Raw genomic sequence first — 26049 nt, forward strand, 5'->3', positions numbered from 1 at the left:
CTTTTGGAGGAAACCTTTTCTCCATTGTAATCATGATTGGCAGCAAAGCCAAAAAACCGCAGGCCGTTTCTTCACGAACGCTCTTCAGTGTGATTTCGGCTTCGTCGGTCGGAACGCTCATCGAATGGTACGACTTTTACATATTTGGAAGTCTGGCCGCGATTCTCTCTTCGCAGTTTTTCCCAAAAGATAACCCCACGGCGGCACTCCTGTCTACCCTGGCGACCTTTGCTGCGGGCTTTGTTGTCCGTCCGTTCGGGGCGCTTGTCTTCGGCCGGCTGGGCGATCTGGTCGGTCGGAAATATACGTTTCTGGTTACACTGGTGCTCATGGGCGGCTCGACCTTCGCCATTGGCCTGATTCCGGGCTATGCGACCATTGGTTTCTGGGCACCGTTGCTGGTCTTGCTGCTGCGTCTGATTCAGGGGCTGGCGCTCGGCGGGGAATACGGTGGGGCGGCTACCTACGTGGCCGAATACGCGCCCGAAGGGCGACGCGGATATTACACAAGTTTCATTCAGACGACGGCTACGCTGGGTTTGTTCGTGTCGCTGGGCGTAATCCTGATCACGCGAGAATCGCTGGGTGTCGATAAGTTTTCGGACTGGGGCTGGCGGGTGCCGTTTATTCTGTCGATTCTGCTGGTTGCCGTTTCGATTGTCATCCGGTTGCGCATGGCGGAGTCGCCCCTGTTTTCGAAGTTGAAGTCGGAAGGAAAGGTGTCGAAAAATCCGCTGGCGGAAAGTTTTGGCCAGAAACAAAACCTGAAAATGGTGCTGCTAGCTTTGTTTGGCGCCACCGCCGGGCAGGGGGTTATCTGGTACACGGGGCAGTTCTACGCCCTGTCGTTCATTCAGAAAGCCTGTAACATCGAGTTCGTGCAGTCGAATAGCATCGTGGCTATTGCCTTATTGGCAGCCACGCCCTTCTTCGTCATTTTCGGAGGGCTATCGGACCGGATTGGGCGCAAACCGATCATGCTGGCCGGTATGGCGCTGGGCGTGCTAACGTACCGGCCGATTTACGACAAAATGTATAGCCTGTCCGACACCCGTCAGCAGCAGGAGTTCACCGACGCCCGAACCATTGACCGGAAGTTAGCCAAACAAGCCAACGGTGACCTGGTAACGACTACGACCACCACTCATTTTTTTGCTAACGGGCTGGTCGCCAAAGCTATTGAAAAGAGCGTAAGTGCCTCGAAAACTGGCGATTCGGGGGCCAGGCCTGAACACACGAAAGCGGTGACCTTACCCACGTCTGGTTTTTGGATGATGATTCTGCTCGTGTTTTTACAGGTGCTCTACGTAACGATGGTCTACGGTCCCATTGCGGCTTTCCTGGTCGAGCTGTTTCCAACCCGGATTCGCTACACATCGATGTCGTTACCATACCACATTGGAAATGGCATTTTCGGGGGCCTAACCCCCTTCATTGCTACAGCTTTGGTTGCTACAGCCACCAAAGCCAACGAAGCTACACCCGGTGCGGTTGCCAAACCGTATCTCGAAGGGCTCTGGTACCCGATTCTGATAGCCAGTGTCTGTTTCGTCATCGGCCTGTTGTATCTGAACGAACAGAAAACTGCGGATAATGAATAATAGATAATGAACAATGCATAATGTCCTCCGATAAATCGTTCATTATCAGTATCTGAATCATGTCCGTCATTATTCATTTTACATTATCCATTATTCCTTAATACTATGGACCTTCTCAAAAAATACCTCGGTGTCGTCTGGATCTTGCTGGGTCTATACGTTGGCTATGATCGGATTATCGACAGCCTGACTAAAATTGGGAGTGATACGCTCGAAGATCGGGTATTCGGCTGGGTGGTTTTGTGCGTACTGGTGCCTATTATCGTCGGCGGTCTGATTCTGTTCGGTAAATATGCGCTCGACGGAGAATATAAATCGAAAGAGTGAATAGATTTGTAGCGCCCTTTTGCCTGAGCGACCCGTTGCTCATTCACTCTTTTGCTTTTTACTGATTATGCGTATCCGAACCTTTGAGGAGTACCAGACCGCTTACCAGAAAAGCGTCGACGACCCGGAAGCATTCTGGGCCGAAGTCGCGCAGAACTTTCAGTGGCGCAAACCCTGGACCAAAACCCTGCAATGGAATTTCACTGAACCGAACATAAAATGGTTCATCGGCGGCAAGCTCAACATTACCGAAAACTGCCTCGATCGGCACCTGGCCGAGCGGGGCGATCAGCCCGCGATCATCTGGGAACCCAATGATCCGCATGAAGCGGAGGTGACACTGACCTACCGCATGTTGCACGACCAGGTGTGCCGGTTCGCCAATGTTCTCAAACGCAATGGCGTTGTAAAAGGCGATCGTGTCTGTATCTATATGCCGATGGTGCCCGAACTGGCTATCGCGGTGCTTGCCTGCGCGCGCATTGGGGCCGTGCATTCGGTTGTCTTCGGCGGCTTTTCGGCGCAGAGCATCGCCGACCGCATCAACGACGCGCAATGTAAAGTGGTCGTTACGGCCGACGGGTCGTACCGGGGTAATAAAGAAGTGCCGCTGAAGAATACGGTCGATGATGCCCTGATCGGCTGCCCGAGCGTCCAGCGAGTGATTGTGATGACGCGTACCCGCACCCCGGTTTCGATGCTGAAAGGGCGGGATGTGTGGTGGGAACAGGAGATTAAGCAGGTAACGGCCGACTGCCCCGCCGAAGAAATGGACGCCGAAGACATGCTGTTCATTCTTTATACGTCGGGTAGCACGGGTAAGCCCAAAGGCGTGGTTCATACCTGCGGAGGTTACATGGTCTATGCCGCCTATACCTTCGAGAATGTCTTTCAGTACGAGCCAAACCAGATTCATTTCTGTACGGCCGACATCGGCTGGATTACCGGTCACAGCTACATCGTATACGGTCCGCTGGCCTGTGGGGCTACGTCCATTATTTTTGAAGGCGTTCCTACGTACCCTGACGCTGGCCGATTCTGGGATATCGTTGATAAACACCAGGTCAATATTCTTTACACCGCTCCCACAGCCATCCGGTCGCTGATGGGCTTTGGTCTCGAAAAAGTCGAAAACCACGACCTGAGTAGTCTGCAGGTCCTGGGCTCGGTGGGCGAGCCCATCAACGAAGAAGCCTGGCACTGGTACGACGATCACATCGGCAAAAACCGTTGCCCGATTGTCGATACCTGGTGGCAAACCGAAACCGGTGGGATCCTGATTTCACCACTGGCCGGTATTACGAAAACCAAACCGACGTTTGCGACCCTGCCCTTGCCCGGCGTTCAGCCGATTCTGGTAGACGAGAACGGCAAAGAGATCGAAGGAAACGGGGTTAGCGGTAACCTCTGCATGAAATTCCCGTGGCCCGGTATTCTGCGCACGACCTACGGCGACCACGAACGCTGCCGCCAAACCTACTTTGCGACCTATCCCGGCCTGTACTTTACAGGCGATGGTTGCCTGCGCGACGAAAACGGATACTACCGCATCACAGGCCGCGTCGACGACGTGCTGAACGTGTCGGGACACCGCATCGGTACGGCTGAAGTCGAAAACGCGATCAACATGCATACGGGTGTGGTTGAAAGCGCCGTGGTAGGATATCCGCACGACATCAAAGGGCAGGGTATTTATGCCTACGTCATCACGGAAAACCTGACCGGTGGACACGACGACGATCTGACCAAACGCGACATCCTGGCGACCGTCAGCCGGGTCATCGGCCCCATTGCCAAACCCGATAAAATTCAGTTCGTTACGGGCCTTCCTAAAACCCGTTCCGGCAAAATCATGCGCCGGATTCTGCGCAAGATTGCCGAAGGCGACACCGGCAATCTGGGCGATACCACGACCTTGCTCGATCCGGCCGTCGTAGACGAGATCAAGGCGGGAGCGATTTGATCCTTTCGATGACTTTTTCTGAAAATGCCGGTCTCAAGGGTCCGGCATTTTTGGTTATATTTGGTAAAACACAGCTTCACCTACGATGGAAACGCCCCTTGTTCAGACGGACGCTTATGCCTACGGGACACCGAAATATGCCGGACAACGCATGACCAAAGCTGATTTTCTCCGCTGGGAGTCTGACGACAACTATGTGTACGAGTTCAGCGATGGCATGCTCGAACCCACTACCGGCATGAGACAGGACGAAATTTTGCTCTACAAACGCATATCCCGCTATTTTTCACAGACTAAAGCTTATCAAAAGGGAAGCGAATTGCTGGCCGAGGTAGACATTTGGCTCACCCAAAAGCAAATGCGTCGACCCGACATTGCCTATTATACGGCTGATCAATTCGCTCTTGTAACGAAGGGCGAATTAGTCATACCTGGTTTTGTAATTGAGCTAGCCTCGGGGACAGATAGCGAGATCAAAAGCCTGAACAAACTACACGAGTATTTTGACGCAGGAGTACAGGTTGTCTGGTGGGTTTATCCCGTATATCAGGAAGTGTATGTCTATACCTCCCCCAAAACCGTCACGATCTGTACCGACAACGACATCCTCAGCGCAGCCCCGGCTTTACCCGAACTGCAGATAACCACGGCTCAGTTGTTCGGAAAATAAACCCATTTAGCCTGGGTCTAATCGACCTAAAATGCGCCGTTTCGTGTTGTTGAAGAAACCAGATTCGTATGCGTTCCGTCTGGTTATATTTCCACCAACACATCTATGCAACTACTTTACAGCTATTTACGGCGCTATTGGGGGCTTCTGGCGCTGGCGCTGCTTCTGGCGGCTATCAACCAGGTCTTCTCGCTGCTCGATCCTTATATCTTTCGCAAAATCATCGACCAGTACGTCGTCAAGCCCGGTGGCACCTTCGGAAAAGTTGATTTCTGGGGCTTTCTGGAAAACGGCGCGGGGCTGCTGATCCTTCAGGCTCTCGGGGTGGCGATGGTGAGCCGCATTGCCAAAAATTTTCAGGATTACTACGTCAATGTCATCACTCAGCGGCTGGGTGCCCGGCTTTATACCGACGGACTGCGGCATTCGCTGGAATTGCCCTATCAGGTGTTCGAAGACCAGCGGTCGGGTGAGACGCTGGGCAAGTTACAGAAAGTGCGGTCCGATGTGGAAAAGCTCATTCAGTCGTTTGTGAATGTGTTGTTTACATCGCTGGTTGGAATTGTGTTTGTGATGTGGTATGCCATTACGATCTACTGGCCCATTGCCCCCGCTTATTTCCTGACCATCCCTCTGCTGGGGTTCGTGAGCTCGCTGCTGAGCAAAAAAATCAAGACCGTTCAGAAAACCATCGTGGCTGAAACGACGGCGCTGGCCGGTTCGACAACGGAAAGCCTGCGCAACATCGAACTGGTCAAAAGCCTCGGGCTGGCCCAGCAGGAAACCGAACGGCTGAACGCGACGACCGACAAAATCCTGAAGCTGGAACTCAAAAAAGTGCGCTACATCCGGTCGCTGTCGTTTGTGCAGGGTACGTTCGTCAACCTGCTCCGCAACGCCATCATGCTGTTTATGTTGTATCTGGTAGTACGTCAGCAGATCACCGTTGGGGAGTTTTTCTCGCTGTTCATTTACTCTTTCGCTATTTTCGGACCCTTGCAGGAACTGGGTAACATCATGAACGTATATCGGGAAACGGAAGCATCGCTGGCCAACTTTCAGCAGATTCTCGATACCCCCCGCGACGTACAGCCCGCGCTTCCGCAACCCGTCAAAACGCTCCGTACCCTGGCATTTGACGATGTTCATTTCAAACATCTGACCGCTGAAAAACCGGCACTCGATGGAATTTCATTCGATGCGCAGTTGGGCGAAACCATTGCCTTTGTGGGGCCGAGCGGATCAGGCAAAACTACACTGGTGAAGTTACTGGTCGGTTTATATAAGCCCCTCAGCGGGCAAATCTTATACAACGATATTCCGGGTTCCGACGTCAATCTGGACGAGTTGCGGGAGCAGATCGGCTTTGTCACGCAGGATACGCAGCTTTTTGCCGGAACTATCCGCGAAAACCTACGCTTCGTAGCTCCTGACGCGACGGACGCCGAATGCCTGACCGCCCTGCATCAGGCAGCCGCCGATTCGTTGCTGGCCCGTGCCCCACTGGGGCTCGACACGGTCATTGGCGAGGGTGGGGTCAAAGTGTCCGGGGGCGAAAAGCAACGACTGAGCATTGCCCGGGCGTTGCTCCGTAAACCCACGCTGCTGGTTTTCGATGAGGCTACTTCGGCGCTGGACTCACTTACCGAAGAAGAAATTGGCCGGACGGTTCGTGACCTGTCGGGTTCGCGTCGGCATATTACGATTCTGATTGCCCATCGGTTGAGCACGATTCTCCATGCCGACCGGATATTTGTGCTGGAGCAGGGACATGTAGCCGAACAGGGGCGTCATGACGAGCTACTGGCGCAAAAAGGCCTCTATTACGCCATGTGGCGGCAGCAGATCGGCGAACGGAAAGAGCTGGTAACGGCTTAATAGTGAAAACGCAGATTTTTATGACTGCTATGATCCTATAAAATCATATTGGACATAAAAATCTGCGTTTTCGCTACCTGTCAGCAGAAACTTTTACTGCATCCGACTGCGCGGGTCCGGTTTGACCTCCAGGGAGAATTCTTTTGGGGGATCGGTGTTTAGCAAGTGTCTTACAAAATAATCCCATCGCCGACGCGTCATGTATGCCGTATAGGTGCCAAACCCGTGGGCGCTGTTCGGGAAAATGACCAGGTCATAATCTTTATTGGCCTTTTCCAGCGCTTCTACCACCAGCAGGGTATTGTAGGGCGGCACGTTATTGTCCATCATGCCATGCGCCAGCATCAGTTTACCCTTCAGGTTTTTGGCGTAGTTCTGGTTGGCCTGCTTTTCATAATCGGCATTCGCGACCAAGCCGTTGTAGCGTTCGCCCCAGTCGTCCTCGTAATTGCGGTTATCGTGGTTACCCGATTCGGAAATACCTACCTTGAAGAAATCCGGATAGCGGAACATGGCCGTGGCCGTAGCGAAACCACCGCCCGAATGTCCCCAGATACCGACCCGGTCCAGATCGATGTACGGGTATTTCTGAGCGAGTTGCTGGATACCGGTGATCTGATCGGGCAGGGTATTTTCGGCCATGTTACCGTAGCTCATGTCATGAAAACTCTTCGAGCGGAGCGGGTTGCTGGTGCCTTCGATTTCCACGACGATAAAGCCCAACTCTGCCAGCGCTTGGTTGTCGCGCCGAACGGCTGAGAAGGACCAGTTGCCGACGCTACCGCCCTGGGGACCAGGATAAATGTAATCGATGACCGGGTACTTTTGGCTCGGATTGAGTTTGGTTGGCTTATACAGCAGGCCATAGAGATCGGTTTTCCCGTCGTGCGCTTTTACCGTAATCGGGACCGGAGGCTGCCAGCCCGTTGCCGTCAGTCGCGAGATATCCGCTTTCTCCAGCGTAGCCATCAGCTTACCATCGGCATTGCGCAACACCGTAACGGGCGGTACGTCCGGTTTGGAGTAGGTATCGACGAAGTAAGCGCCGGAGGGCGAAATTGTCACCTGATGATTTCCTTCTTCGGGGGTCAGTACGGCGAAGTTTTTACCATCGAAGCCAATCCGGCAAAGCTGGCCAAAATACGGGTTCGCCGGCTGGCGACCATTGGCCATGAAATACAGCAGACGTTTCTTTTCATCGACCTTGAGCAGTTTGGTCACCAACCACTCGCCTTTGGTGATTTGGTTTTTAAGTTTTCCGGTCTGGGCGTCGTAGAGGTACAGATGCCCCCAGTTATCGCGTTCCGAGAACCAGATAAATTCGTTCGATTTGTTCAGATAGCGCCAGTTGATGGCGCCCCAGCCCGATTCATATTGCGTCGGCACCACTTCTTCGAACACGTCCCGCACGGCTCCCGTTGTGGCATCGGCCAGGCGAACTTTTTCCTGCTTATGATCGCGTGAGGTCGAAACGAACGCTAGCCTGGTAGCGTCGTCGGTCCAGTTTACGTCGTCGAAAGTGCCGCTGCTGGCGATGTCGTCGCTTAGGGTAGCCCGGTGTGGATCGGCGGGTATTTGCAGCACGATCACTTTCGGGCTATCGACGTCTATGATCACCCGTTGGATGGTTGGGATTTCCTTGTCGCCGGGGAGGGGGTATTTCCACTGCTTCAGAGTCGGTTTGCCGACGTTGGTGGTCACCAGATACATATCGCTCACCTGCCGCTGATCCTGCCGAAACGTGGCGATCTTTCTCGAATCCGGCGACCAGGCCAGAATAGCCCGATCACTCGATTTCCAGCCTGCGTTGTCGGTTGCGTAGCCGAAATCCTTAACGCCGTCGGTTGTGAGCTGGGTTTGAGCGCCGGTCTGCAAATCCCGAACCCACAAATTGTAGTCTTTGATGTAGGCCGCTCGTTTTTTATCCGGCGAAAGTACTTCGATACCCTGTGCTCCGGTACCACCACGCCCACCATTGCTGACGCGGACGCCGGTCGAGTCGGGGGAAAGTTGTTGGGTCTGTGGGCTATATTTCCAGGATTTGCCGGCCACCTGAACCACGATCGACGCATTGTCGGGTGCGAAGCTGATCGTCTGAAACGGCAGCATGCTAGCTTCATAGGTTTTGCCTGTGGCTTTGGCTAAGACATCGGCCAGTTTCTGGTGATCGAAAGCAACCGAACGCGTTCCTTTCGCTGGATCAACCAGGATGAATTCGCTGCCTTTGGCGGTTAAATCGCGATACCAGAAGCGATCGTTTGGTAGCCAGTTCGGGCGTACACTGCCATGATCGACCAGTTGTTCGGCGTTGGTAGCCAAAAATCGCTGGGCCTGCGCATAGTCGTTGGCGGTCAACGCCGGGCGCTGCTGGGCATAAGCGGAGCCCAGGCAAGCAACCAGCAGGCCTGTTCGGAACACATTCTGCATAATTAGTTTGATGATATCGGTTGGCGATGAGGGTTGGGAGCATTCATCGGTGATACAAAAATAACAATCCGGTCGTTGGTTTTCGGCTACTCGAATTGAAAAGCAAAATAGGTACACGGAGCCGAACCGGTATTGTGGAGGCCATGTGCCACGTCGGATTCCAGAAAAACCAGGTCGCCTGCGCCCGCCGGATGGAGCGCTCCGCCAATGATGATCTGAGCGGAACTGTCTACCAGAATCAGCATTTCAGCGGCTCGGTGGGTATGGGGCGGATGGCTCAGCAAGCCCGGCCTGAGCGTGGTGACGTGCATCTCGAAGCGCTTGGTCATTACCGTCGCCCGGTCGAACATCCGTCGGATGCCCCCCTTATCGTGGGGTTGAAACGGTACATCGTTCCAGTCGATCCAGAACGATTCGCCCGCCATTCGATCCAGATCCAGATCGGGCATTTCGTTCGACGTATAACGAATCTCATAATACAAAACTGGCCGGGTACTTTTGTTCTCGAACCGGTGCAGGTCGCCGGGCATGACCAGTACGATACTGTTGGGTCCCAGTGTTCTGGTTTTTCCGCCCAGGGTCACGGTCAATTCACCTTCTCTGATAATCAACAGGGTTTCTTCATCGAGTGTCTGGGAGGGCTGCGAAGGCTGATTGGCCAACAACGTAATACCACGAACGTTGAGGTTGGCAAAATCCCGCGTTACCCCGTTCAGCAGCGTTCGCTCGGTATGGTCCGGGTACGAAACAGCCGATGCCTGACTCCACGAATATACCGTCGAGGCAATAGTTTGCGGGAAGCCCCGGAAGCCCACCAGCATCAATAGCCCGAACAGAAAGAACCGGTTCATCAGGGAAAATTTAGTTGATGGATTCTTTTTTACCGATTAAAAAAGAACCCACGGTGCCAAAACTAATCGAAAAGCCGACAGAGAAACTTACTTTGTAAACATCGACGGTCGAGCCAGTTAAAAGTTAGTCGTTTACAAGCCGGCTGTTTAGGATTTTGAAAGATACGTGAATTTGTCCTTCCGACGCAGGAGGAATCCTGAGATTGATTTATCCTGAAATTTCTCCTGCGTCGGAAGGACAAATCAGCGTTAGAATAAAAATGAGTACGTATTAAGTTGGAAACCCTAAACTTGATGATTGGGGTAAATGTATTCGGCAGGGGGGCTAGCCCACGAACCCGGCTTTTACGTGTGAACCGTCGCAGTACGGTTTGTTGCTGCTGGCCCCGCATCGACAAAATGCCGTCACTTTATTTTTCTGGGTTTCGTGGCCCTGCGCATCCTTTACCCGGAGGTTTCCATAAACCAGCAATGGCCCGTTGGGTAAAGGCTCGACAATACTTTCGGCCTGAATATCAGCCGGGTTCAGGGGCTCTTCGTTCCGGAAATAGCTCAATGCTTTCGACGGGCATCGGTCGATCTGTTCGGTGATTCGGTGCGTAGACGCACCCGCTATGTCGACCCACGGGCGCTTTTTTGGGTTGAAGACCTCGATAAGCTGCGTCCAGCAGATTTTGGAATGGATGCAAACACTCGGTTTCCAGACAACCGTAATCTCACCGTTCGTGTAAGTTTTCGTAATGTCGGGAGTTGAGCCAGGTTCGTTCATCGCCTTGTTATTTAGTTGTCATTCGTAGTCATTGATTGTCATTTGGCGGTCATTCATTGGCTGACGATTCGACCTTTCTGGAACCACTAATGACAACCGCTGACCATTAATGACCACTCGTCTCTTTCTCACTTTCCCCATTCCGACGGATTCTGCCGCCAGCTCGCCAGCGAGGCCATCGCTTCGGCCGGGATGTAGTCGAGGGATTGCGCTTCGGTCAATAGTGCATCGTAGTGGCTTAGGCAAACCAGTTTTACGTTTTTAGCCGCAAAATTCTGGTCGGCCAGCGGAAAGCCGTAGGTAAAAATAGCCGCCATGCCGAGTACCTCAGCACCAGCCGCGCGTACGACGTCGACAACCTTCAGCGAACTGCCACCGGTTGAAATCAGGTCTTCGATGACGACCACTTTCTGACCGGCCGCCAGGTGGCCTTCGATCTGCTTGCCCATGCCGTGGGCTTTAGGTTCGGGCCGAACGTAGCAGTAGGGGAGGTTCAGCGCATCGGCCACCAGCGCACCCTGCGGAATCCCCGCTGTAGCAACCCCGGCAATGACCTCCGCTGCCGGAAAAGCCTGCCGGATGGCATCGGCCAGCGCGTTCTTGATGAAACTACGCACTTCCGGATACGCCAGGGTAACCCGGTTGTCGCAGTAAATGGGCGATTTCCAGCCCGAGCTCCACGTAAAGGGCTCAGCGGGACGAAGTCGGACCGCCTGCACGGTCAGCAGATGCCGCGCTACGGTTTGTTGAACAGATAAAGAATCCACGGAGAATGAACGTAATGAGCCCCAAAAATAAGGACTCTGGCGCTACTTCACCGAAAATTTATACACAGTTGTACTCTGATAGGTCTCGCCGGGCCGGAGAACCGTACTCGGAAAGTTCGGATGATTCGGCGAATCGGGGAAATGCTGCGTCTCCAGGCAGATGCCGAAGCGACGCGTCAGCGGAACTCCGCCATTGCCGACCAGCTTTCCATTCAGGTTGTTGGCGGTATATACCTGAACGGCGGGTTCGGTCGTGAACATCTCCATGAATCGACCGCTGGTGGGGTCATAGACGGTAGCCCCTAACTTCAGAGATTTAGTTTTATCGCTCAATACCCAACAGTGGTCATAGCCTTTGCCATAGCGGATCTGCGCATCGGTCGTGTCGTTGATGCGCTTGCCGACGGTGGTCGGTTTGGTAAAATCGAAGGGCGTGCCGGCTACGGGGAGCAGTTCGCCCGTAGGAATTTGTTTCTCGTCAGTGGGCAGGTACTGGTCGGCTTTCACCATCAGTTCGTTATTCAGCACATCATGTTTCAGGCCACTCAGGTTGAAATAGGCGTGATTCGTCAGGTTGAGAACGGTTGCTTTGTCGGTTGTGGCCTTGTAGTCGATGCGGAGCGCATTGTCTTTCTGCAACGTATAACGAACCTCCACCGATAGATTACCGGGATAGCCTTCTTCGCCATCTTTCGACAGATAGCTCAGCACCACCGCCGGCTCGGCTCCATCGATGGGCGTGGCTTTCCAGATACGTTTGTCGAAACCCGTAGGGCCGCCGTGGATGTGATTGCCGTTGTTGTTGGGAGCCAGCGTATACTCGTGTCCGTCGAGCGTGAATTTAGCTTTTCCAATGCGGTTGCCATACCGCCCGATGATGGGCCCGAGGCTGGGCGTTCCTTTGGCATAATCGGCAAAGGTGGGCATGCCCAGGGTAACGTCTTCCTGTTTGCCCGCTTTGTCTGGAGCTGTCAGCGCAACGATATACCCCCCGTAGTTCGTAATTTTAGCTATCATTCCCTTATCGTTGCGGAGGGTGAACAAATCCGCTTCGCGGCCGTCGGGAAAGGTACCGAACAGGGTTTTTTCAATGCCCGCTTTAGCAGGAGGGAGGGGCAGATCGGATTCGGGTTTGGCCATCATACTGCTCAGAAATAGCAAGGGGAGGAACAACAGCGTACGGTTCATGGATTAGTCAGTCGGTGATTAGGGGATGGCAACTGACCTTACTCGCGGTTCAGTCGAACTTTCACCGTGTCGATCCGGCTGCCATCCATGGAGACGATTGTAAAGGTAAAGGGAGAAAACTCAATAATCTCCCCAACCTGAGGCACGTCTTCATTCGTTGCCAGGATCAGTCCACCGAGGGTATCGTAGCTACCTTCGGGAATAGACCAGCCGTGGGTTTTGTTCAGATCGTCGATTTCATGGCGTGCGCTCAGCAGCCAGGTCCGTTCGTCCAGCTGCTGCTCGACCCAGTCTTCGTTGGTATCGTACTCGTCCTGTATTTCCCCGAAAATCTGCTCGACCATATCTTCCACGCTCACAATCCCGGCCGTTCCGCCAAATTCATCCACGACCAGCGCCAGACTTTTGCGTTCGGAGAGAAACCGAAGCAGCAGATCCTGAGCGGGCATGGTTTCCGGAACGATGATAATGGGGGTAATGATTTCTTCAACCGTAACCGGCTTTTTAAACAAAGCCAGGGCATGGCAGTACCCAATTACGTCGTCGATCGTATCGCGATACACCACGATCTTGGAATGGCCGCTTTCCTGAAATGCCTGCCTTAGGTCTTCCACGGTGTCGTCGACGGCCACGGCGGCAATTTCCGTGCGGGGCACCAGGCAGTCGCGCACCCGCACGTCGCGGAATTCGATGGCATTATTAAAAATCTGGGTATCGACATCGACGGCTTCTTCAGGGTCTACTTTCTGGTTGTTCAACTGCTGGAGGTACTGATTCAAATCCGTCAGCCCAAAAACCGGGCGAATTTCGGGGTTGCGTTTACCCAGAATATAGCGGATAACGAAGCGGGCCGTTCCGACCAGCACCCGAACGATAGGGGCAATGGCCTTGTAAATAATCCAGAGCGGCACAGCAAGTGCTTCCAGAAAACGGTCCGGATGAATCAGGGCGAGACTCTTCGGCAGGTAGTCGGCCAGGGGCAGAAAAATAACCGTCAGAATCAGGGTTTCCAGGGCAATGATGATAAATTCATGCACCACCCAGGTTTCGGGCAGAATCGCCATCAAGAACGGATTCAGGGCCGTAACGCCCAGAACACCGTATAGCACCAGAAAAAGCGTATTACCCGTTAGGGTCGTTCCAACGAAAAGGATCGGGTTTTTCAGAAAGCCCGACACCAGCTTTTCTCCCAACGGCCCCTGTTTGCTGTGTAATTCGAAGTACAGTCGGTTGACGGATACATACGCCATCTCTACGGCCGAAAAGAAACCGGCCAGTACCAGAGCAAGTAAGGCACCAAATATGAGGGCGTAAGCTTCCATCGTAGATTATGACTGATAGCTGATGAATTATGGGGAATACCCTGCCAGGGTCATCATTTATGAGTCATAATTTGTGTGTTGAGTCCTTAAGCAGGTCTTATTTTTTTCGTTTCTTCCGGTCTTCCACCATCTGTTTGATGGTAGGCGAAACGGTTTTTTCGCGTTCGAGCCGGCGGTTTTTAATATACTGGAAGGCTAATAAAAACCCCAGACACAGCATCAATAACCAGTAACTTTCGGCAAAGGTTGTACGCTGGTACTCGGCAATCCACAGAATCAGGAAGCCCGCAGCGGCCGACAGGAGCAATATTTCCGAGAGTTTCAGTTTCATGATTGGTCAATATGCCAGCAACCAGTAGCAAACCGCTAGCTGCTATGCAACTTTTGCCTCCATCTTTTTATACTCCCGATACCGGCGAACCGATGCGATCAGGAAGCCGAGCACAACGATGAGGGTTCCGATCCAGAGAATATTGATGAGCGGTTTTTCGAACGCTTTCATGACGACGTAATCACGCTGGGTTCGGTTGACGGCGAAGGAAAATTTTCCGGTTCGTGGGTCAATTTCATTCAGTTGAATCCGAACGCCCAGTTCGTCGCTCATTTCGGCCGGGTGCGCCACCATCCGATTTTTGATGACAAACGCCGGACTAAGAATGTGCTCCCCATTTTTATCGAGCACCCGCACTTTTGCCCGCACAGCCGCATCGTTAGGCCCGACGTCCATGCCTTCGACCTCATTCGTGCGCACGACGTCGTCCAGAATCGCCACGTAATCGTTCAGGAAAAACGTGTCTTTGATGGCAACGCTGTACGTCTCGGTTTTTTCCCACTTGTTTTCCGCACTCGGATCGGGTACGGAATTGACATAGGTGTAAATATCCCGGTCGAGTTTATGGCGCGTGTCGGGCGAAGCCAGTAGTCCCATCCGCTCGTTGACCTGCGCCCGTGGATACAAACTGAACACTTTGCCGCTGGGCTCCCGGTATTCGACTTCGTAATAGGTATTTTCAGGATAGAGTGCCAGCGTATCGCCTTTTTTATGATACAGCTTACCGTTCTGCTCGATGTCGCGCAGGGCTACCCCGTGGAAATCGCCTTCAATGACCATCACATCCTTCCGTGGGATATAGCCGGGCACGTCGCGAGCTTCTATGCGCTGGCCGCGGTATGTCAGCTGGTATTGCCCCATGCGTTCGGGCTGATTGAGCCATAGCAGCGTATTTTCCTTATTTTCCTTATTATCGTTCTTTGTAAACTCTTCCTGCTTGGAAATCAGCAGGCCGCTGTTATTGATCGAAATGACTTTCGAGAAACCCGCCGAGTAAAGAATGCCGATGAGCATCAGGGCCATACCGATGTGGGCAATGGCACCGCCCGACATCCGGTAATTTCCACGAATAATACCCAGCAGAATTGTTCCGTTCGTAACCAGAGCAAATACCGACGCTACCAGCAGAACCATGTAGATCGGGTTTTTGATCGAACCGAAAGCGATCAGGCCTGCACTGATGAGCAGGGTGATAATGCCGGGCGTGATGAGTGCCTCCCAGCTTTTGTTTTCCAGCTTTCGCCACCACATAAACTGACCGACACCCGTCAGCAGGGCTATGGCCGCGAAAAACCACACCTGGAATTTGTTGTAATGGGCGATCTGATCGGCAGGCAGCGCCAGGTTCGAAATTTTGCCGAACGACTCCAGAATCTTGTTGTAAACGGGAATGGACGTGGTTGCAATGACCTGGAAAGCCGCCAGACAGAGTATCGTAGCTCCCATAAACAGCCAGAATTCTTTCGTATAGACCGACGCTTCCTGCTCATCGCTTGGAATATGTTTCCACTTGACGGCCGCCAGCACAACCGCGATGGCAACGAAGGCCAGTAGATAGACCAGCAGCTGCCCCGACAAACCCAGATCTGTGAAGGAGTGAACTGAGGCATTGCCCAGAATACCACTACGGGTCAGGAAGGTGGAATAGAGAATCAGTAGGAATGTGCTGATGGTCAGGATGATGGCGGTCTTCAGGCCCGTCGAACTGCGCTTGGCGATGAGCATGGTGTGCAACGCGCCGACCATCACCAGCCAGGGCACGTACACCGCATTCTCGACCGGGTCCCAGTTCCAGTAACCACCGAAGTTGAGCGTTTCGTATGCCCAGTAACCGCCCATTATGATCCCAACGCCGAGAATCATAGCCCCGATGAGAGTCCAGGGGAGAGCGGGTCGAATCCATTCGAGGGGTTCATTGCGCCATAAACCCGCAATGCAGTAGGCGAAGGGAACCATCGTCAGGGCAAAACCGAGGAAGAGCGTGGGCGGGTGAATCACCATCCAGTAGTTCTGAAGCAGCGGATTCAGGCCGTTACCATCTTTAGGAACGAAGTTGGGATCGGCTGTAAAAATCGGGTTATCAGGGATCGCTTCCCGCAGAAGCAGAAATGGCGAAGAGCCTAACTTGAAGGTGTCACCGAAGATAATTCCCAGGATCATCGACGCCAGAAACGCCTGCACCAGGGCAAAAACCGTCATCATGGGTGCTTCCCACCGGCTGCCGCTGGTGCGCATCAGCACGATACCGAGCATCGCATCCCAGAAAAGCCAGAGCAGAAACGACCCTTCCTGACCTTCCCAGAAGCAGGAAATCATGTACTGAACCGGTAGGGCCAGCGACGAGTGGCTCCAGGCATAATGGTACTCGAAATAATGGTTGTAAATGATGTAATACAGCGTAGCCCCTACGCCGACCACGGCCGCTGCGTGGATGTAGAACGCCCAGCGCGCCAGTGTACGCCAGTCGTCTTTGGCCGGGGGCATTGGCGCTTTAGCTGCGGGCTTCGCTTTTTTTCGGGCTACTTTACCGCCAAAGCTGGCTTCTCCGGCGTAGGCCAGCTGAGGTTCCTCAACCGGTTCGGCTTCGACAGCACTCGACGATCGGCCGAGGGCGGACATGAAATAGCCTACCGTGGCGACCAGCGCCGTAACGAACGATAGGATGACAAAAAAGTGGCCAAGTTGCCCGACTGTGGTATGTATCATAAATTGTCGAAGTGACAAAAATAACCTTATTACTTAGTAGCCTTGTTTGCTGTGCGAGTCTGATCGAATTTTCGTTTTCCTTCGTGGACAGGAAACGTTAAGCCTTGCTGATACTGCTCTTTAAATTCACTTAGCAGTTTGTCCAGACGGCCAGCTTGCAGATACTTTTCAATCTGCTTATCCCAGGCTGTCCATTCAGACTCGCTCATAGCTGCGCGGTTTTGGCTTCGTGTTCGGTAGTCTCCAGCTTACCATCCTGGTATTTGGAGGGGCACTTCAGCAGAATTTTGTTGCACTGGAAATGATCGCCCTGGATGGCACCAATCACCACAATCTGCTCCGATCGGTCGAAATCCTGGGGTTTGGGGCTATTGTATACGACTTTCTGCGCCCGGTTATCGTTGTCTACCAGGGTAAATTCGAAGTGATTGGGGTCGATAGCCGGGTTATAAAGCATGTCGACAATCTGGCCCTGGGCATTTTTTTTGACCTTACCGACCACGTGAATCATTTTCTCGTCGCCGTTCTGCGCAAGCTCCGACGCCTGTTTGAAGGTAACGTACGAACTGGCATCTCCTGCCGTCGCTACAATGATGCCGATTGCCACCGCAATCACGATAATGCCCAGAATGTGAGAGAGTTTCATATTGGTTAATAGGCTTATTCGTTGTCGTCAGCCAGCGTGCTGCGAACTATAAACTATAGTCTTTCTTCTTTTCTTTTACTTCCTTTTCCAGTTTCCCGATCTGCCGGTCGAGCCGGACAAGGTAGAGGATAATACCCGCAAACACAGCCGCGATAACGACTACCACTACCCATATTTTGCCATCAGCCCGGAGCCGGTCGGCCATTTCCACCCCGTTCGAAACCGGTTGCTGGGCCATAAGACTGTGACTAAGCAGGATCAGTGCCGCCAGAGAAAATTTACGAAACGATGACAGAGCCATGTCGATAAGCAGTAAGTCTAAAAATTAACGCAAAAATAGCACGATTCATTCCGTACGCACCCATGAGTTTAATCATCCAGAGCCGCTTTTACCCGGCCCATCCGCACGCGCAGTTCGGTAATCCAGACACCCAGCAGCGTAAAGCCGATGATGGCCGGATAAAACACCATCCGCATGTTGTTGTCCATGTCGTATTTACCGAAGGCCGGATTCCCGCCGTTGCCCGGATGCAGCGAATCGGTCAGGCGGGGCACAATGAAAATCAGTGGGATAAATACGGCAAAAGCAAAGATGTTGTACACCGCCGAAATCCGGGCGCGTCGCTGCTCATCGTCGAAGGAACCCCGCAGAATCAGGTAGGCGAAATACATCAGCATGGCTACGGCTACGCTATTCAGTTTAGGATCGTTGGGCCAGGGTTCGCCCCAGGTGAAGTTGGCCCACAACGAACCCGTTGCACAGCCCAGCACCCCAAATAGAATGGCCGTATTGGCAAACTCGACCGCTACCAGGTCGTCGTCGAACCGGCCGTTGCGCAGATACCGAACCGAATAAACGGCCGATGTCAGCAACAGTGTGATCATGGCAAACCAGAGCGGTACATGGAAATACACGTTCCGGATGCTCTCATTCAGAATGGGTTGTCGGGGTACAACACCCACTAGTCCTTTTAGCACTACATAGGTTAAAATAATGACGGCCAGGGCCTTCCACCAGTTTTTGTTCATATGGTCAGGCGGGTGGGACCCCGCTTTTATTAAAATAAAGTAGCGGGTTTTCACCGCGTTGGCGGACCACCCGCCTTACTCAACTCCGCCATAAAAACGGAAACAGCAGCCACGACAGGGTAATGACGATGGCGTCGATGGCCAGCACCGTTCCCATTTCGTTCCAGCTGGTGCTCCGGTCGAGGCCGTCGAGCGCATTTTTTGAGATTTTTAGCAGCATTAGCAGCAGCGGCAGAATAATCGGAAAACTCAGTACTGCCATCAGCGTTGCCGGATTCTCCGCTTTACTGGCAATGCCTGACACGAGGGTGAGCGAAGCCGCAAAACCGATGGCACCCAGGACCAGCGTCAGAATATACAAAGGCACATCGTTGACCGGGTTACCCAGCACAAAAGCGTAAACGCTGAAACCCAGCAGCGCCAGTACCAGCATCAGCACGGTATTGTACAGAATTTTTGAGAGGATGATCTGCTGCGGACTGGCCAGCGTGTAGTAATACAGTTGCCGGCCGGCCCGCTCCTGAACGAAACTTTTGGCAATGGCATTGATGGCGGTAAACAGCAGGATAATCCAGAACAGTGTATTCCAGACAATGGGTGTTAGTTGACCCCGCCGGGCGTTGAAACTCAGGTAACAGACAAAGACCGCACCGGCCACGTACAGCAGCATGCCGTTGAGGGCATAGCGCTGGCGCCACTCCAGCAGAAACTCTTTCCGCATCAGGGCGCTCATCTGCTGTATGGACTTGCTCATGTATGGCTGATTAATTCTGCAAATTTACGTCAGAAGCCCGAAAGGACGAAGGGCGAATTGAGAAAAGAAACGACCGACTTATTGACCGTGTTTGCCGTATTTTTGGGGCTATATGCTTTATCAGGAAATTACGGTTCTGTGCTTGTTTTCGTTTCTGGCCGGGTTCATCGACGCCATAATCGGAGGTGGTGGGTTAGTGCAGACGCCCGCCATTTTGTTTACGCTCCCTCAGTATCCGATTCCGACCCTGTTCGGCACAACTAAAATCCCTTCCCTGTGTGGCAGTCTGATGGGCGCTTATCAATACAGCCGACGGGTGGCTGTGGCCGGGCGCTTCATTGGCCCCATGATGGCCATCGCATTTGGGGCGTCGTGGCTTGGGTCGTTAACGTTGACGCGCGTACCGAATAGTTTTATGAAGCCGCTGGCCCTGGTCATTCTGATCCTGGTGTTTGTCTACACAGTTACCAAAAAAGACTTTGGGCAGGTAAGCCAGCGGGTGGTTACCGAGAAACAGCAGCGATTTCGAATGTGGGTGATGGGGCTAGGCATTGGTTTTTATGACGGCTTTTTCGGACCGGGCACGGGTAGTTTTCTGGTATTAGGATTCATTACCCTCATTGGCTTCGACTTTCTGAAAGCCAGCGCCCATGCCAAACTAGTCAACGCATCGACCAACCTGGCCTGTACACTGTTTTTTGCCAGCAAAGGCATGATTCTCTACAGCGCTGCTTTGCCAATGGCCGTAGCGAACCTGTCAGGCGCTTTCCTCGGCGCGCGACTAGCAATTTTAAAAGGAAATCGGTTTATCCGGGTGTTCTTTTTAGGAGTCATTGCAGCTACCATGCTGCGGTTTGCGTGGGATTTGATCAGATAGATTTGCATCCGCGAACTTTCGGTTGTAATCTTGCATTAATTAAATTGAATCTAAATAAGGTTGACATACCTTTCGGTAAGCTTGCCGGATGTCTGTTTTCAAACCATGAGTAAACGTAGTATTGCCGACCTGAAAATTGGCGAACGAGCCACGATCCAGTCGTTCAGCGATCAGCAAATGTCTCTGAAATTGCTGGAAATGGGTTGTTTACCGGGCGCGCAGGTTTGTTTGATGGCCAAGGCACCCTTTGGCGATCCAATCTGCCTGAACGTGGCGGGTTATTGCCTGGCCATGCGCAAATCCGAAGCCGCTACGATTCTAATTGATAATTAATGGTTAGGAATGGATAATGGATAATTGATAATGAATAATGAAGTCTCCATTTGCTCTTCGTTATCCATTATCCATTATCCATTATTCATTAGTTATTCTCTGCCTTGAAATCGTCTCCTACTATTGCGCTGGTTGGTAATCCGAATGCGGGCAAATCGTCATTGTTCAATCAGTTGACGGGTTTACGGCAGAAAACCGGGAATTTCCCAGGCGTTACGGTCGATAAAAAGTCAGGTACCTGGCCAATCGACGACAAAACGGTAGCTACCGTAGTTGATTTGCCGGGCATTTATTCGATCTACCCTAAGTCGCTGGATGAGCAGATCGTTACTGACATTCTGGCGAATCCGGCCCACCCCGATTATCCGGATGTTACGGTGGTGGTGGTCGATGCGGCTAACCTGCACCGTAACCTCCTGCTGTTTACGCAAGTGGCCGATCTGGGCGTGCCGGTCGTGCTGGCACTGAACATGCTCGATGTAGCTCAGCAGGAAGGAAAAGATGTCAACGCGGTGCGCCTGGCCATGCAACTAGGTGTGCCGGTCGTGCGTATCAATGCCCGGATGGGCGAGGGGATCGACCAACTAAAAAAAGCCGTCCTGACCCAGATTCAGCAGCCTACCGTCGTTGAAAAGTTATTTTTCGATCCGGCCCTACAAATCGCCGATCTGATTGCGGATACCCGGAGCCAGTACCAACTGAACAACAATTACCTGGCGCTGCAGTACGTCATTCAGCACGACGGCTTTACGTTCCTGAATCAGAAGCAACAGATTGGTCTGGACGCCATCATCGACAAATACCAGTTCGTTGAGCCAACGTTTCAGGCAGGCGAAACCATCGATCGCTACAAGCACATTGCCCGCGTAGTCGATGCTGTGGTAACCAACCGCCGATCGGCCGATCAGCCAACCTGGAGCCAGAAACTCGATAAAGTATTGCTTCATCCTGTTTGGGGCTACGCAATTTTCGGCGTAATTCTACTTTTGATTTTTCAGGCTATTTTCGCTTGGGCACAACCGTTTATGGACGGGATCGACACGGGCGTGGCCTGGCTCAATGGGCAGTTAAAAGAGGGGCTGCCTGCCGGACCACTCACGGACCTGCTGACCGATGGCATTCTGGCGGGCGTTGGGGGTATTCTGGTATTTATTCCGCAGATCGCCTTTTTGTTCCTGCTAGTTTCGTTGCTTGAAGAATCGGGCTATATGTCGCGGGTGATGGTCATTATGGACCGCATCATGCGCAAATTCGGGTTGAATGGCCGGAGTGTGGTGCCGCTGATTTCGGGGGTAGCCTGCGCCGTACCGGCCATTATGGCTACCCGTAGTATTGGTACCCGCCGTGACCGACTGATTACAATTCTGGTGACCCCGCTCATGAGTTGCTCGGCCCGCCTGCCCATTTACACGATTCTGATTGCCCTGGTGGTGCCGAACCGGCGCGTTCTGGGTATCTTCAACATCCAGGGGCTTGCCCTGATGGGCTTGTATCTGCTCGGTCTGATCAGCGCTTTACTGGCGGCTTATGTGCTGAAGTTATTCCTGCGTACCAGAGAGCGCAGTTTCTTTATTATGGAACTGCCTACGTTTAAACTACCCCGTTGGAACCATGTCGGGCTGACCGTTTGGGAAAGTGTCCGCTCGTTTGTTTGGGAAGCGGGACGGGTGATTCTGGCTATTTCGATCGTGCTGTGGGTGCTGGCCAGCTACGGACCCGGCAACACTATGGATCAGGCTGAAGCGCGCGTCCGGCAGCAACAAACAAACTTACCCACCGACGACTTACAAAATCGAATTGCTTCCGAGCGGCTCGAAGCGTCGTATGCCGGTCAGTTCGGGCATTTTATCGAACCCGTTATTCGCCCCTTAGGCTACGACTGGAAAATTGGAATTGCCCTGCTGAGTTCTTTTGCTGCCCGCGAAGTGTTTGTCGGCACGATGTCGACCATTTACAGCATCGGCGACGGCGACGATGAAGGCCTTACTATTCGCGACCGGCTTCGGCAGGAGCGCAATCCGGCGACCGGCGGACCCATGTATACGCCTGCGCTGGCCTGGTCGTTGCTGATTTTTTATGTGTTTGCCATGATGTGCATGAGTACTCTGGCCGCGACCCAGCGCGAAACCAAAAGCTGGAAATGGCCCGCGGTTCAGCTAGTTTACATGATGTCGCTGGCGTATGTTGCGGCCTTCGCTACCTATCAGTTTTTGAAATAAATGGATAATGGCCAATGAATAATGACGCTAACAGTCCATTATTCATTGGCCATTATCCATTATTCATTTTACCAAAGCAATCCTTTCGATAGCAGCGGATAAATGTGGTAAACGATGTAGGCGAAGAGCGCTACGGTCAGGCTGCCCAGCGCCGTTGTATAATCGAAAGATCCCCGCCCCTTCGGAGACTGGCGATTTGTCCGCCAGTCTCGCTGCACGATCTGTTTCATGGTGTGGTAAACAAGTGATTGGTTGTGCAAAATTGGTATTCGCTGGTTAACGCTACTAGCGCAGAAACCCGGAATATTTCTAATACGTATAACTACGTGGTTCAGTTTTAATTTGCCTGAATTGCGTCGTAAATTATCGTATGGCGACATTAACTCACCATTCACGTAACACCATAAATTGAATTTTTTCAATGTGCGTTCGCTACTGCCAGCGCAGTGCATCGATAACATCCGAAGCAATCATGCCGATTTGACCGCGCTGGTCAGCTACCCGATCGCCTGCCAGCCCGTGCGCAAATACGCCCAGTACGGCCGCTTCAACGGGATCATAACCTTGTGCCAATAAGGCTGTCAGCACACCCGTCAGCACATCGCCCGTGCCGCCTGTACTCAGCCCAGGGTTGCCAGTTGAGTTGAAATGAACGTCCCCGTCGGGCGTAGCTACGGCGGTGTGAGCCCCTTTTAAAACGACAACGACATTGTATTTTTTCGTGAATTCGCGCAGGAGAGTCAATTTCTGATAGTCATCGTCCCACTTCTTCGTCAGCCGCTCAAACTCTTTCGGGTGCGGAGTCAGAATGCTGTTTTTGGGCAGTTTGTCCAGCAGATCCCGGTTTTCAGACAACAGATTCAGCGCATCGGCATCGACCACCATCGGTTTTTTTAGTGTCGGTAGCAGTGCTTTTAGCATTGCCAGCGTTTCAGGGGCTTTGCCAATACCCGGACCGATCCCTACGGCTGAATAGTCGGCTGGTGGGGTGCCCTCGATCTCACTTTGCCCGGTCAGTACGTTCTGGTGTCCGTCGGGCAGGCACATCGCTTCGGGCACCGCTGTCTGAATGATAGAATAACCGCAACGTGGAACCTGCACCGTCAATAAACCCACCCCAGAGCGCAGACAGGCCCGGGAAGCCAGTACGGCTGCCCCCATTTTGCCGTGACTGCCGGCTAATAACAGCGCGTGGCCGAACGTTCCTTTGTTGGCATACCGTTCCCGTTTTCGGAGAAGCAGCCGTGCTTCCTGGGGCGTAGTGAAATAATAAGGCGTTGGTGCCAGATCGATGTAGCGTTTGTATAAACGAATATCGACGGTGTGCCATTCACCCACGTAGCGGCCGTTTTTGGGCAGCACAAAAGCCAGTTTGGGTAACTGAAACGTAACCGTATAATCGGGTTCGATAATGACGTCGGTCGGAGCATTGGGCTGGTCGGTGTAAAGCCCACTGGCAATATCGACGGAAATAACCGTAGCTGGAGCACGGTTGATAGCCACAATGGTTTCTTTCACGATGCCTTCGGTCGGTCGCGACAGACCCGTTCCCAGAATGGCATCGATAATGACCTCATTGTGCCGAATGGCCGGAATATCCCGCGAAAATTCAACGTAGCGGACATTCTCCGTGACGAGTTTGAGCCGTCGGTGATTATGCATGAAGTCGTCCGACTCGCGCGGGGCGTAGCGAACCACATCGATCTCGACGGGGTAATTGCGTTCCAGCAGTAGCCGGGCAATGGCCAGTCCGTCGCCCCCATTGTTCCCCAGCCCACAAAAGATTTTCGTCGGGGTCGTATCCGGAAAGCGATCCACGAACCAGTCGACAAAAGCAAGGGCGGCCCGTTCCATAAGGTTGATAGGCGCAATGGGTTCATGCTGGATAGTGGATTGATCGAGGGCCCGGATCTGGTCGACGTTCAGTATTTTCATGGAAGAGACTGAGGCTAAGAAACGTAATTTTACAAAAGTATTTTCTACTCCGGAGAAAAACGCTATCTTTGCGGCTCATTTCGCAAATACTTATTCTGGCGATTATATACGGTCATGAGCGAGTTAATCAAATTAGTGGAGGCAGACAACGCGCAGCGTCGCACCGAGTTGCCCACATTCCGGGCGGGTGATACGGTGAACGTACACGTTAAAATCCGCGAAGGTAATAAGGAACGTATTCAGGTATTTACGGGCACGGTGATTCAACGCCGGAACCCAAGCAGCGGTGGCGAAACCTTCACCGTCCGCAAAGTATCGAACGGCGTCGGCGTCGAACGGATTTTCCCAGTCCTGTCGCCGAACATTGACAAAATCGAAGTAGTTCGTTTGGGAAAAGTGCGCCGGGCCCGCTTGTTCTACCTGCGTGGTCGTCAGGGCAAAGCTGCCCGTGTAAAGGAACGGAAACCCAAAGCCGTAGCAGCCGCTTAATTGCTTATTCCATCCGTATGAACACGAAAAAGCTGCCTGCAACGGCGGCTTTTTTAGTTTCAGTCGATCGCTACTAATTATTTAACTCTTATTTTCAAAGCGACAAGTATCGACTGACAGTGATCGACTACTCACTACAATGACCATCGACTTTTTCAAATATCAGGGCACCGGCAACGACTTTGTGATGATCGACGACCGGAACAAAACCTTTCCGGCCTCCGACCAGGCACTGATTGAACGCTTGTGCCACCGCCGGTTCGGCATCGGGGCCGACGGCCTGATTCTGCTGCAGAACGATCCGGATTACGACTTCCGTATGGTCTATTTCAACGCCGATGGAGCAGAAGGAAGCATGTGCGGCAATGGTGGTCGCTGCATCGTTCGGTTTGCGCATGATCTGGGTTTGTTTGACAGCAAAACCCGGTTTATTGCCGTTGATGGCGAACATACGGGGGAAGTACAGGGCGAGGAGATATTCCTGAAAATGAGCGATGTTTCAGGAATTGAAGACCGCGCGGGACTGACCTTCCTGAATACCGGATCACCCCATGTGGTTCGGACCGTCGATGACCTGGAGTCGCTGGATGTTGTTGGGGAAGGGCGGGCTATCCGTTACAGTTCGGCGTTTCAGCCGGGTGGGACCAACGTTAATTTCATGCAGATTGAAAATGAACAGACCCTGTTTGTCAGAACCTATGAGCGGGGCGTGGAAGACGAAACCTATTCCTGCGGTACGGGCGTAACGGCCGTAGCCCTCGTCGCGCACCAGCAACTGCATATGGCCGATCCCGTACGCATTCGAACAATTGGTGGCAACCTGCGCGTGTCCTTTCAGTCGAAGGCCGATAATCAGTTTGACACGATCCAGCTAATCGGTCCTGCGAAACGCGTTTTTACCGGATCTATAACTGTTTAGACTCGAAGCGAGTTAGAGAGGGGGTCATCCAATGACACAAGCTACCTA

At 52.8% G+C, this 26049-nt stretch carries 25 protein-coding genes; 10 read left to right on the top strand and 15 right to left on the bottom strand.

What is annotated here, in order from left to right:
• Positions 1-32 precede the first annotated feature (32 nt).
• The 5 genes from ACYVC2_RS08455 to ACYVC2_RS08475 all read left to right on the top strand — a co-directional run bounded on the left by ACYVC2_RS08455 (position 33) and on the right by ACYVC2_RS08475 (position 6439).
• A complete protein-coding gene (locus tag ACYVC2_RS08455) occupies positions 33-1601 on the top strand; it encodes an MFS transporter (protein WP_461101869.1) in 1569 nt (522 codons plus the stop codon).
• 105 nt (positions 1602-1706) lie between these two features.
• Complete coding sequence (locus ACYVC2_RS08460; protein ID WP_461101870.1) at positions 1707-1928, top strand: DUF6814 family protein; 222 nt, start codon at positions 1707-1709, stop codon at positions 1926-1928.
• A 67-nt stretch (positions 1929-1995) separates the two neighbouring features.
• Positions 1996-3891 (top strand): acetate--CoA ligase, encoded by a 1896-nt coding sequence (gene acs, locus ACYVC2_RS08465; RefSeq protein WP_461101871.1) that lies wholly within the window; start codon positions 1996-1998, stop codon positions 3889-3891.
• Between the two features lie 85 nt (positions 3892-3976).
• Positions 3977-4561, top strand: a complete 585-nt coding sequence (locus ACYVC2_RS08470; protein ID WP_461101872.1) for a Uma2 family endonuclease — start codon at positions 3977-3979, stop codon at positions 4559-4561.
• Positions 4562-4666: 105 nt separating this feature from the next.
• Positions 4667-6439 (top strand): ABC transporter ATP-binding protein, encoded by a 1773-nt coding sequence (locus ACYVC2_RS08475; RefSeq protein ID WP_461101873.1) that lies wholly within the window; start codon positions 4667-4669, stop codon positions 6437-6439.
• 93 nt (positions 6440-6532) lie between these two features.
• Here the strand turns inward: ACYVC2_RS08475 and ACYVC2_RS08480 are convergent, their stop codons facing one another.
• The 13 genes from ACYVC2_RS08480 to ACYVC2_RS08540 all read right to left on the bottom strand — a co-directional run bounded on the left by ACYVC2_RS08480 (position 6533) and on the right by ACYVC2_RS08540 (position 19229).
• Positions 6533-8866 (bottom strand): S9 family peptidase, encoded by a 2334-nt coding sequence (locus tag ACYVC2_RS08480; protein ID WP_461101874.1) that lies wholly within the window; start codon positions 8864-8866, stop codon positions 6533-6535.
• 86 nt (positions 8867-8952) lie between these two features.
• Positions 8953-9717: a cupin domain-containing protein gene (locus ACYVC2_RS08485; RefSeq protein WP_461101875.1), complete on the bottom strand. Its 765-nt coding sequence runs from the start codon at positions 9715-9717 to the stop codon at positions 8953-8955.
• 325 nt (positions 9718-10042) lie between these two features.
• On the bottom strand, positions 10043-10486 hold the full coding sequence (locus ACYVC2_RS08490) for a (4Fe-4S)-binding protein (protein ID WP_461101876.1): 444 nt from the start codon (positions 10484-10486) through the stop codon (positions 10043-10045).
• A 128-nt stretch (positions 10487-10614) separates the two neighbouring features.
• A complete protein-coding gene (gene pyrE, locus ACYVC2_RS08495; protein WP_461101877.1) occupies positions 10615-11253 on the bottom strand; it encodes an orotate phosphoribosyltransferase in 639 nt (212 codons plus the stop codon).
• A gap of 42 nt (positions 11254-11295) precedes the next feature.
• On the bottom strand, positions 11296-12441 hold the full coding sequence (locus ACYVC2_RS08500; protein ID WP_461101878.1) for an aldose epimerase family protein: 1146 nt from the start codon (positions 12439-12441) through the stop codon (positions 11296-11298).
• A gap of 38 nt (positions 12442-12479) precedes the next feature.
• Positions 12480-13763, bottom strand: a complete 1284-nt coding sequence (locus ACYVC2_RS08505) for a hemolysin family protein (RefSeq protein WP_461101879.1) — start codon at positions 13761-13763, stop codon at positions 12480-12482.
• 97 nt (positions 13764-13860) lie between these two features.
• Positions 13861-14088, bottom strand: coding sequence for a hypothetical protein (locus tag ACYVC2_RS08510; RefSeq protein WP_461102323.1), 228 nt, complete (start codon positions 14086-14088; stop codon positions 13861-13863).
• Between the two features lie 48 nt (positions 14089-14136).
• Positions 14137-16800 carry a cytochrome c biogenesis protein CcsA gene (gene ccsA, locus ACYVC2_RS08515; RefSeq protein WP_461101880.1) on the bottom strand — a complete coding sequence of 888 codons (2664 nt, stop codon included), beginning with the start codon at positions 16798-16800 and terminating at the stop codon, positions 14137-14139.
• 29 nt (positions 16801-16829) lie between these two features.
• Positions 16830-17009 (bottom strand): hypothetical protein, encoded by a 180-nt coding sequence (locus ACYVC2_RS08520; protein WP_461101881.1) that lies wholly within the window; start codon positions 17007-17009, stop codon positions 16830-16832.
• The gene (locus ACYVC2_RS08525; RefSeq protein ID WP_461101882.1) at positions 17006-17446 is read right to left on the bottom strand and encodes a cytochrome c maturation protein CcmE domain-containing protein; all 441 of its coding nucleotides are present in this window, start codon (positions 17444-17446) and stop codon (positions 17006-17008) included. Before ACYVC2_RS08525 ends, ACYVC2_RS08520 begins: the two co-directional genes overlap by 4 nt.
• A gap of 46 nt (positions 17447-17492) precedes the next feature.
• Complete coding sequence (locus ACYVC2_RS08530; RefSeq protein ID WP_461101883.1) at positions 17493-17747, bottom strand: CcmD family protein; 255 nt, start codon at positions 17745-17747, stop codon at positions 17493-17495.
• A 68-nt stretch (positions 17748-17815) separates the two neighbouring features.
• Positions 17816-18475 (bottom strand): cytochrome c biogenesis protein CcsA, encoded by a 660-nt coding sequence (gene ccsA, locus ACYVC2_RS08535; protein ID WP_461101884.1) that lies wholly within the window; start codon positions 18473-18475, stop codon positions 17816-17818.
• Positions 18476-18554: 79 nt separating this feature from the next.
• A complete protein-coding gene (locus tag ACYVC2_RS08540) occupies positions 18555-19229 on the bottom strand; it encodes a heme exporter protein CcmB (RefSeq protein ID WP_461101885.1) in 675 nt (224 codons plus the stop codon).
• Positions 19230-19341: 112 nt separating this feature from the next.
• Between ACYVC2_RS08540 and ACYVC2_RS08545 the strand changes: the two genes are divergently transcribed.
• From ACYVC2_RS08545 to feoB, 3 genes are all read left to right on the top strand, one after another.
• A complete protein-coding gene (locus tag ACYVC2_RS08545) occupies positions 19342-20106 on the top strand; it encodes a sulfite exporter TauE/SafE family protein (protein ID WP_461101886.1) in 765 nt (254 codons plus the stop codon).
• 105 nt (positions 20107-20211) lie between these two features.
• A complete protein-coding gene (locus ACYVC2_RS08550) occupies positions 20212-20439 on the top strand; it encodes a FeoA family protein (RefSeq protein WP_461101887.1) in 228 nt (75 codons plus the stop codon).
• 104 nt (positions 20440-20543) lie between these two features.
• Positions 20544-22658, top strand: a complete 2115-nt coding sequence (gene feoB, locus ACYVC2_RS08555; RefSeq protein ID WP_461101888.1) for a ferrous iron transport protein B — start codon at positions 20544-20546, stop codon at positions 22656-22658.
• A gap of 68 nt (positions 22659-22726) precedes the next feature.
• Here feoB and ACYVC2_RS08560 read toward each other — a convergent pair whose 3' ends face one another.
• Together ACYVC2_RS08560 and ACYVC2_RS08565 are read right to left on the bottom strand one after the other, a co-directional pair.
• Complete coding sequence (locus ACYVC2_RS08560) at positions 22727-22888, bottom strand: hypothetical protein (RefSeq protein ID WP_461101889.1); 162 nt, start codon at positions 22886-22888, stop codon at positions 22727-22729.
• Positions 22889-23090: 202 nt separating this feature from the next.
• Entirely contained in the window at positions 23091-24593 is a 1503-nt protein-coding gene (locus ACYVC2_RS08565) for an NAD(P)H-hydrate dehydratase (RefSeq protein ID WP_461101890.1), read from the bottom strand.
• Between the two features lie 114 nt (positions 24594-24707).
• Here ACYVC2_RS08565 and rplS point away from each other — a divergent pair, with 114 nt between their 5' ends.
• The gene (gene rplS, locus ACYVC2_RS08570) at positions 24708-25082 is read left to right on the top strand and encodes a 50S ribosomal protein L19 (RefSeq protein ID WP_461101891.1); all 375 of its coding nucleotides are present in this window, start codon (positions 24708-24710) and stop codon (positions 25080-25082) included.
• Positions 25083-25221: 139 nt separating this feature from the next.
• Positions 25222-26001 (top strand): diaminopimelate epimerase, encoded by a 780-nt coding sequence (dapF, locus tag ACYVC2_RS08575; RefSeq protein WP_461101892.1) that lies wholly within the window; start codon positions 25222-25224, stop codon positions 25999-26001.
• Positions 26002-26049 lie beyond the last annotated feature (48 nt).

It is taken from the genome of Spirosoma koreense (assembly GCF_054777875.1).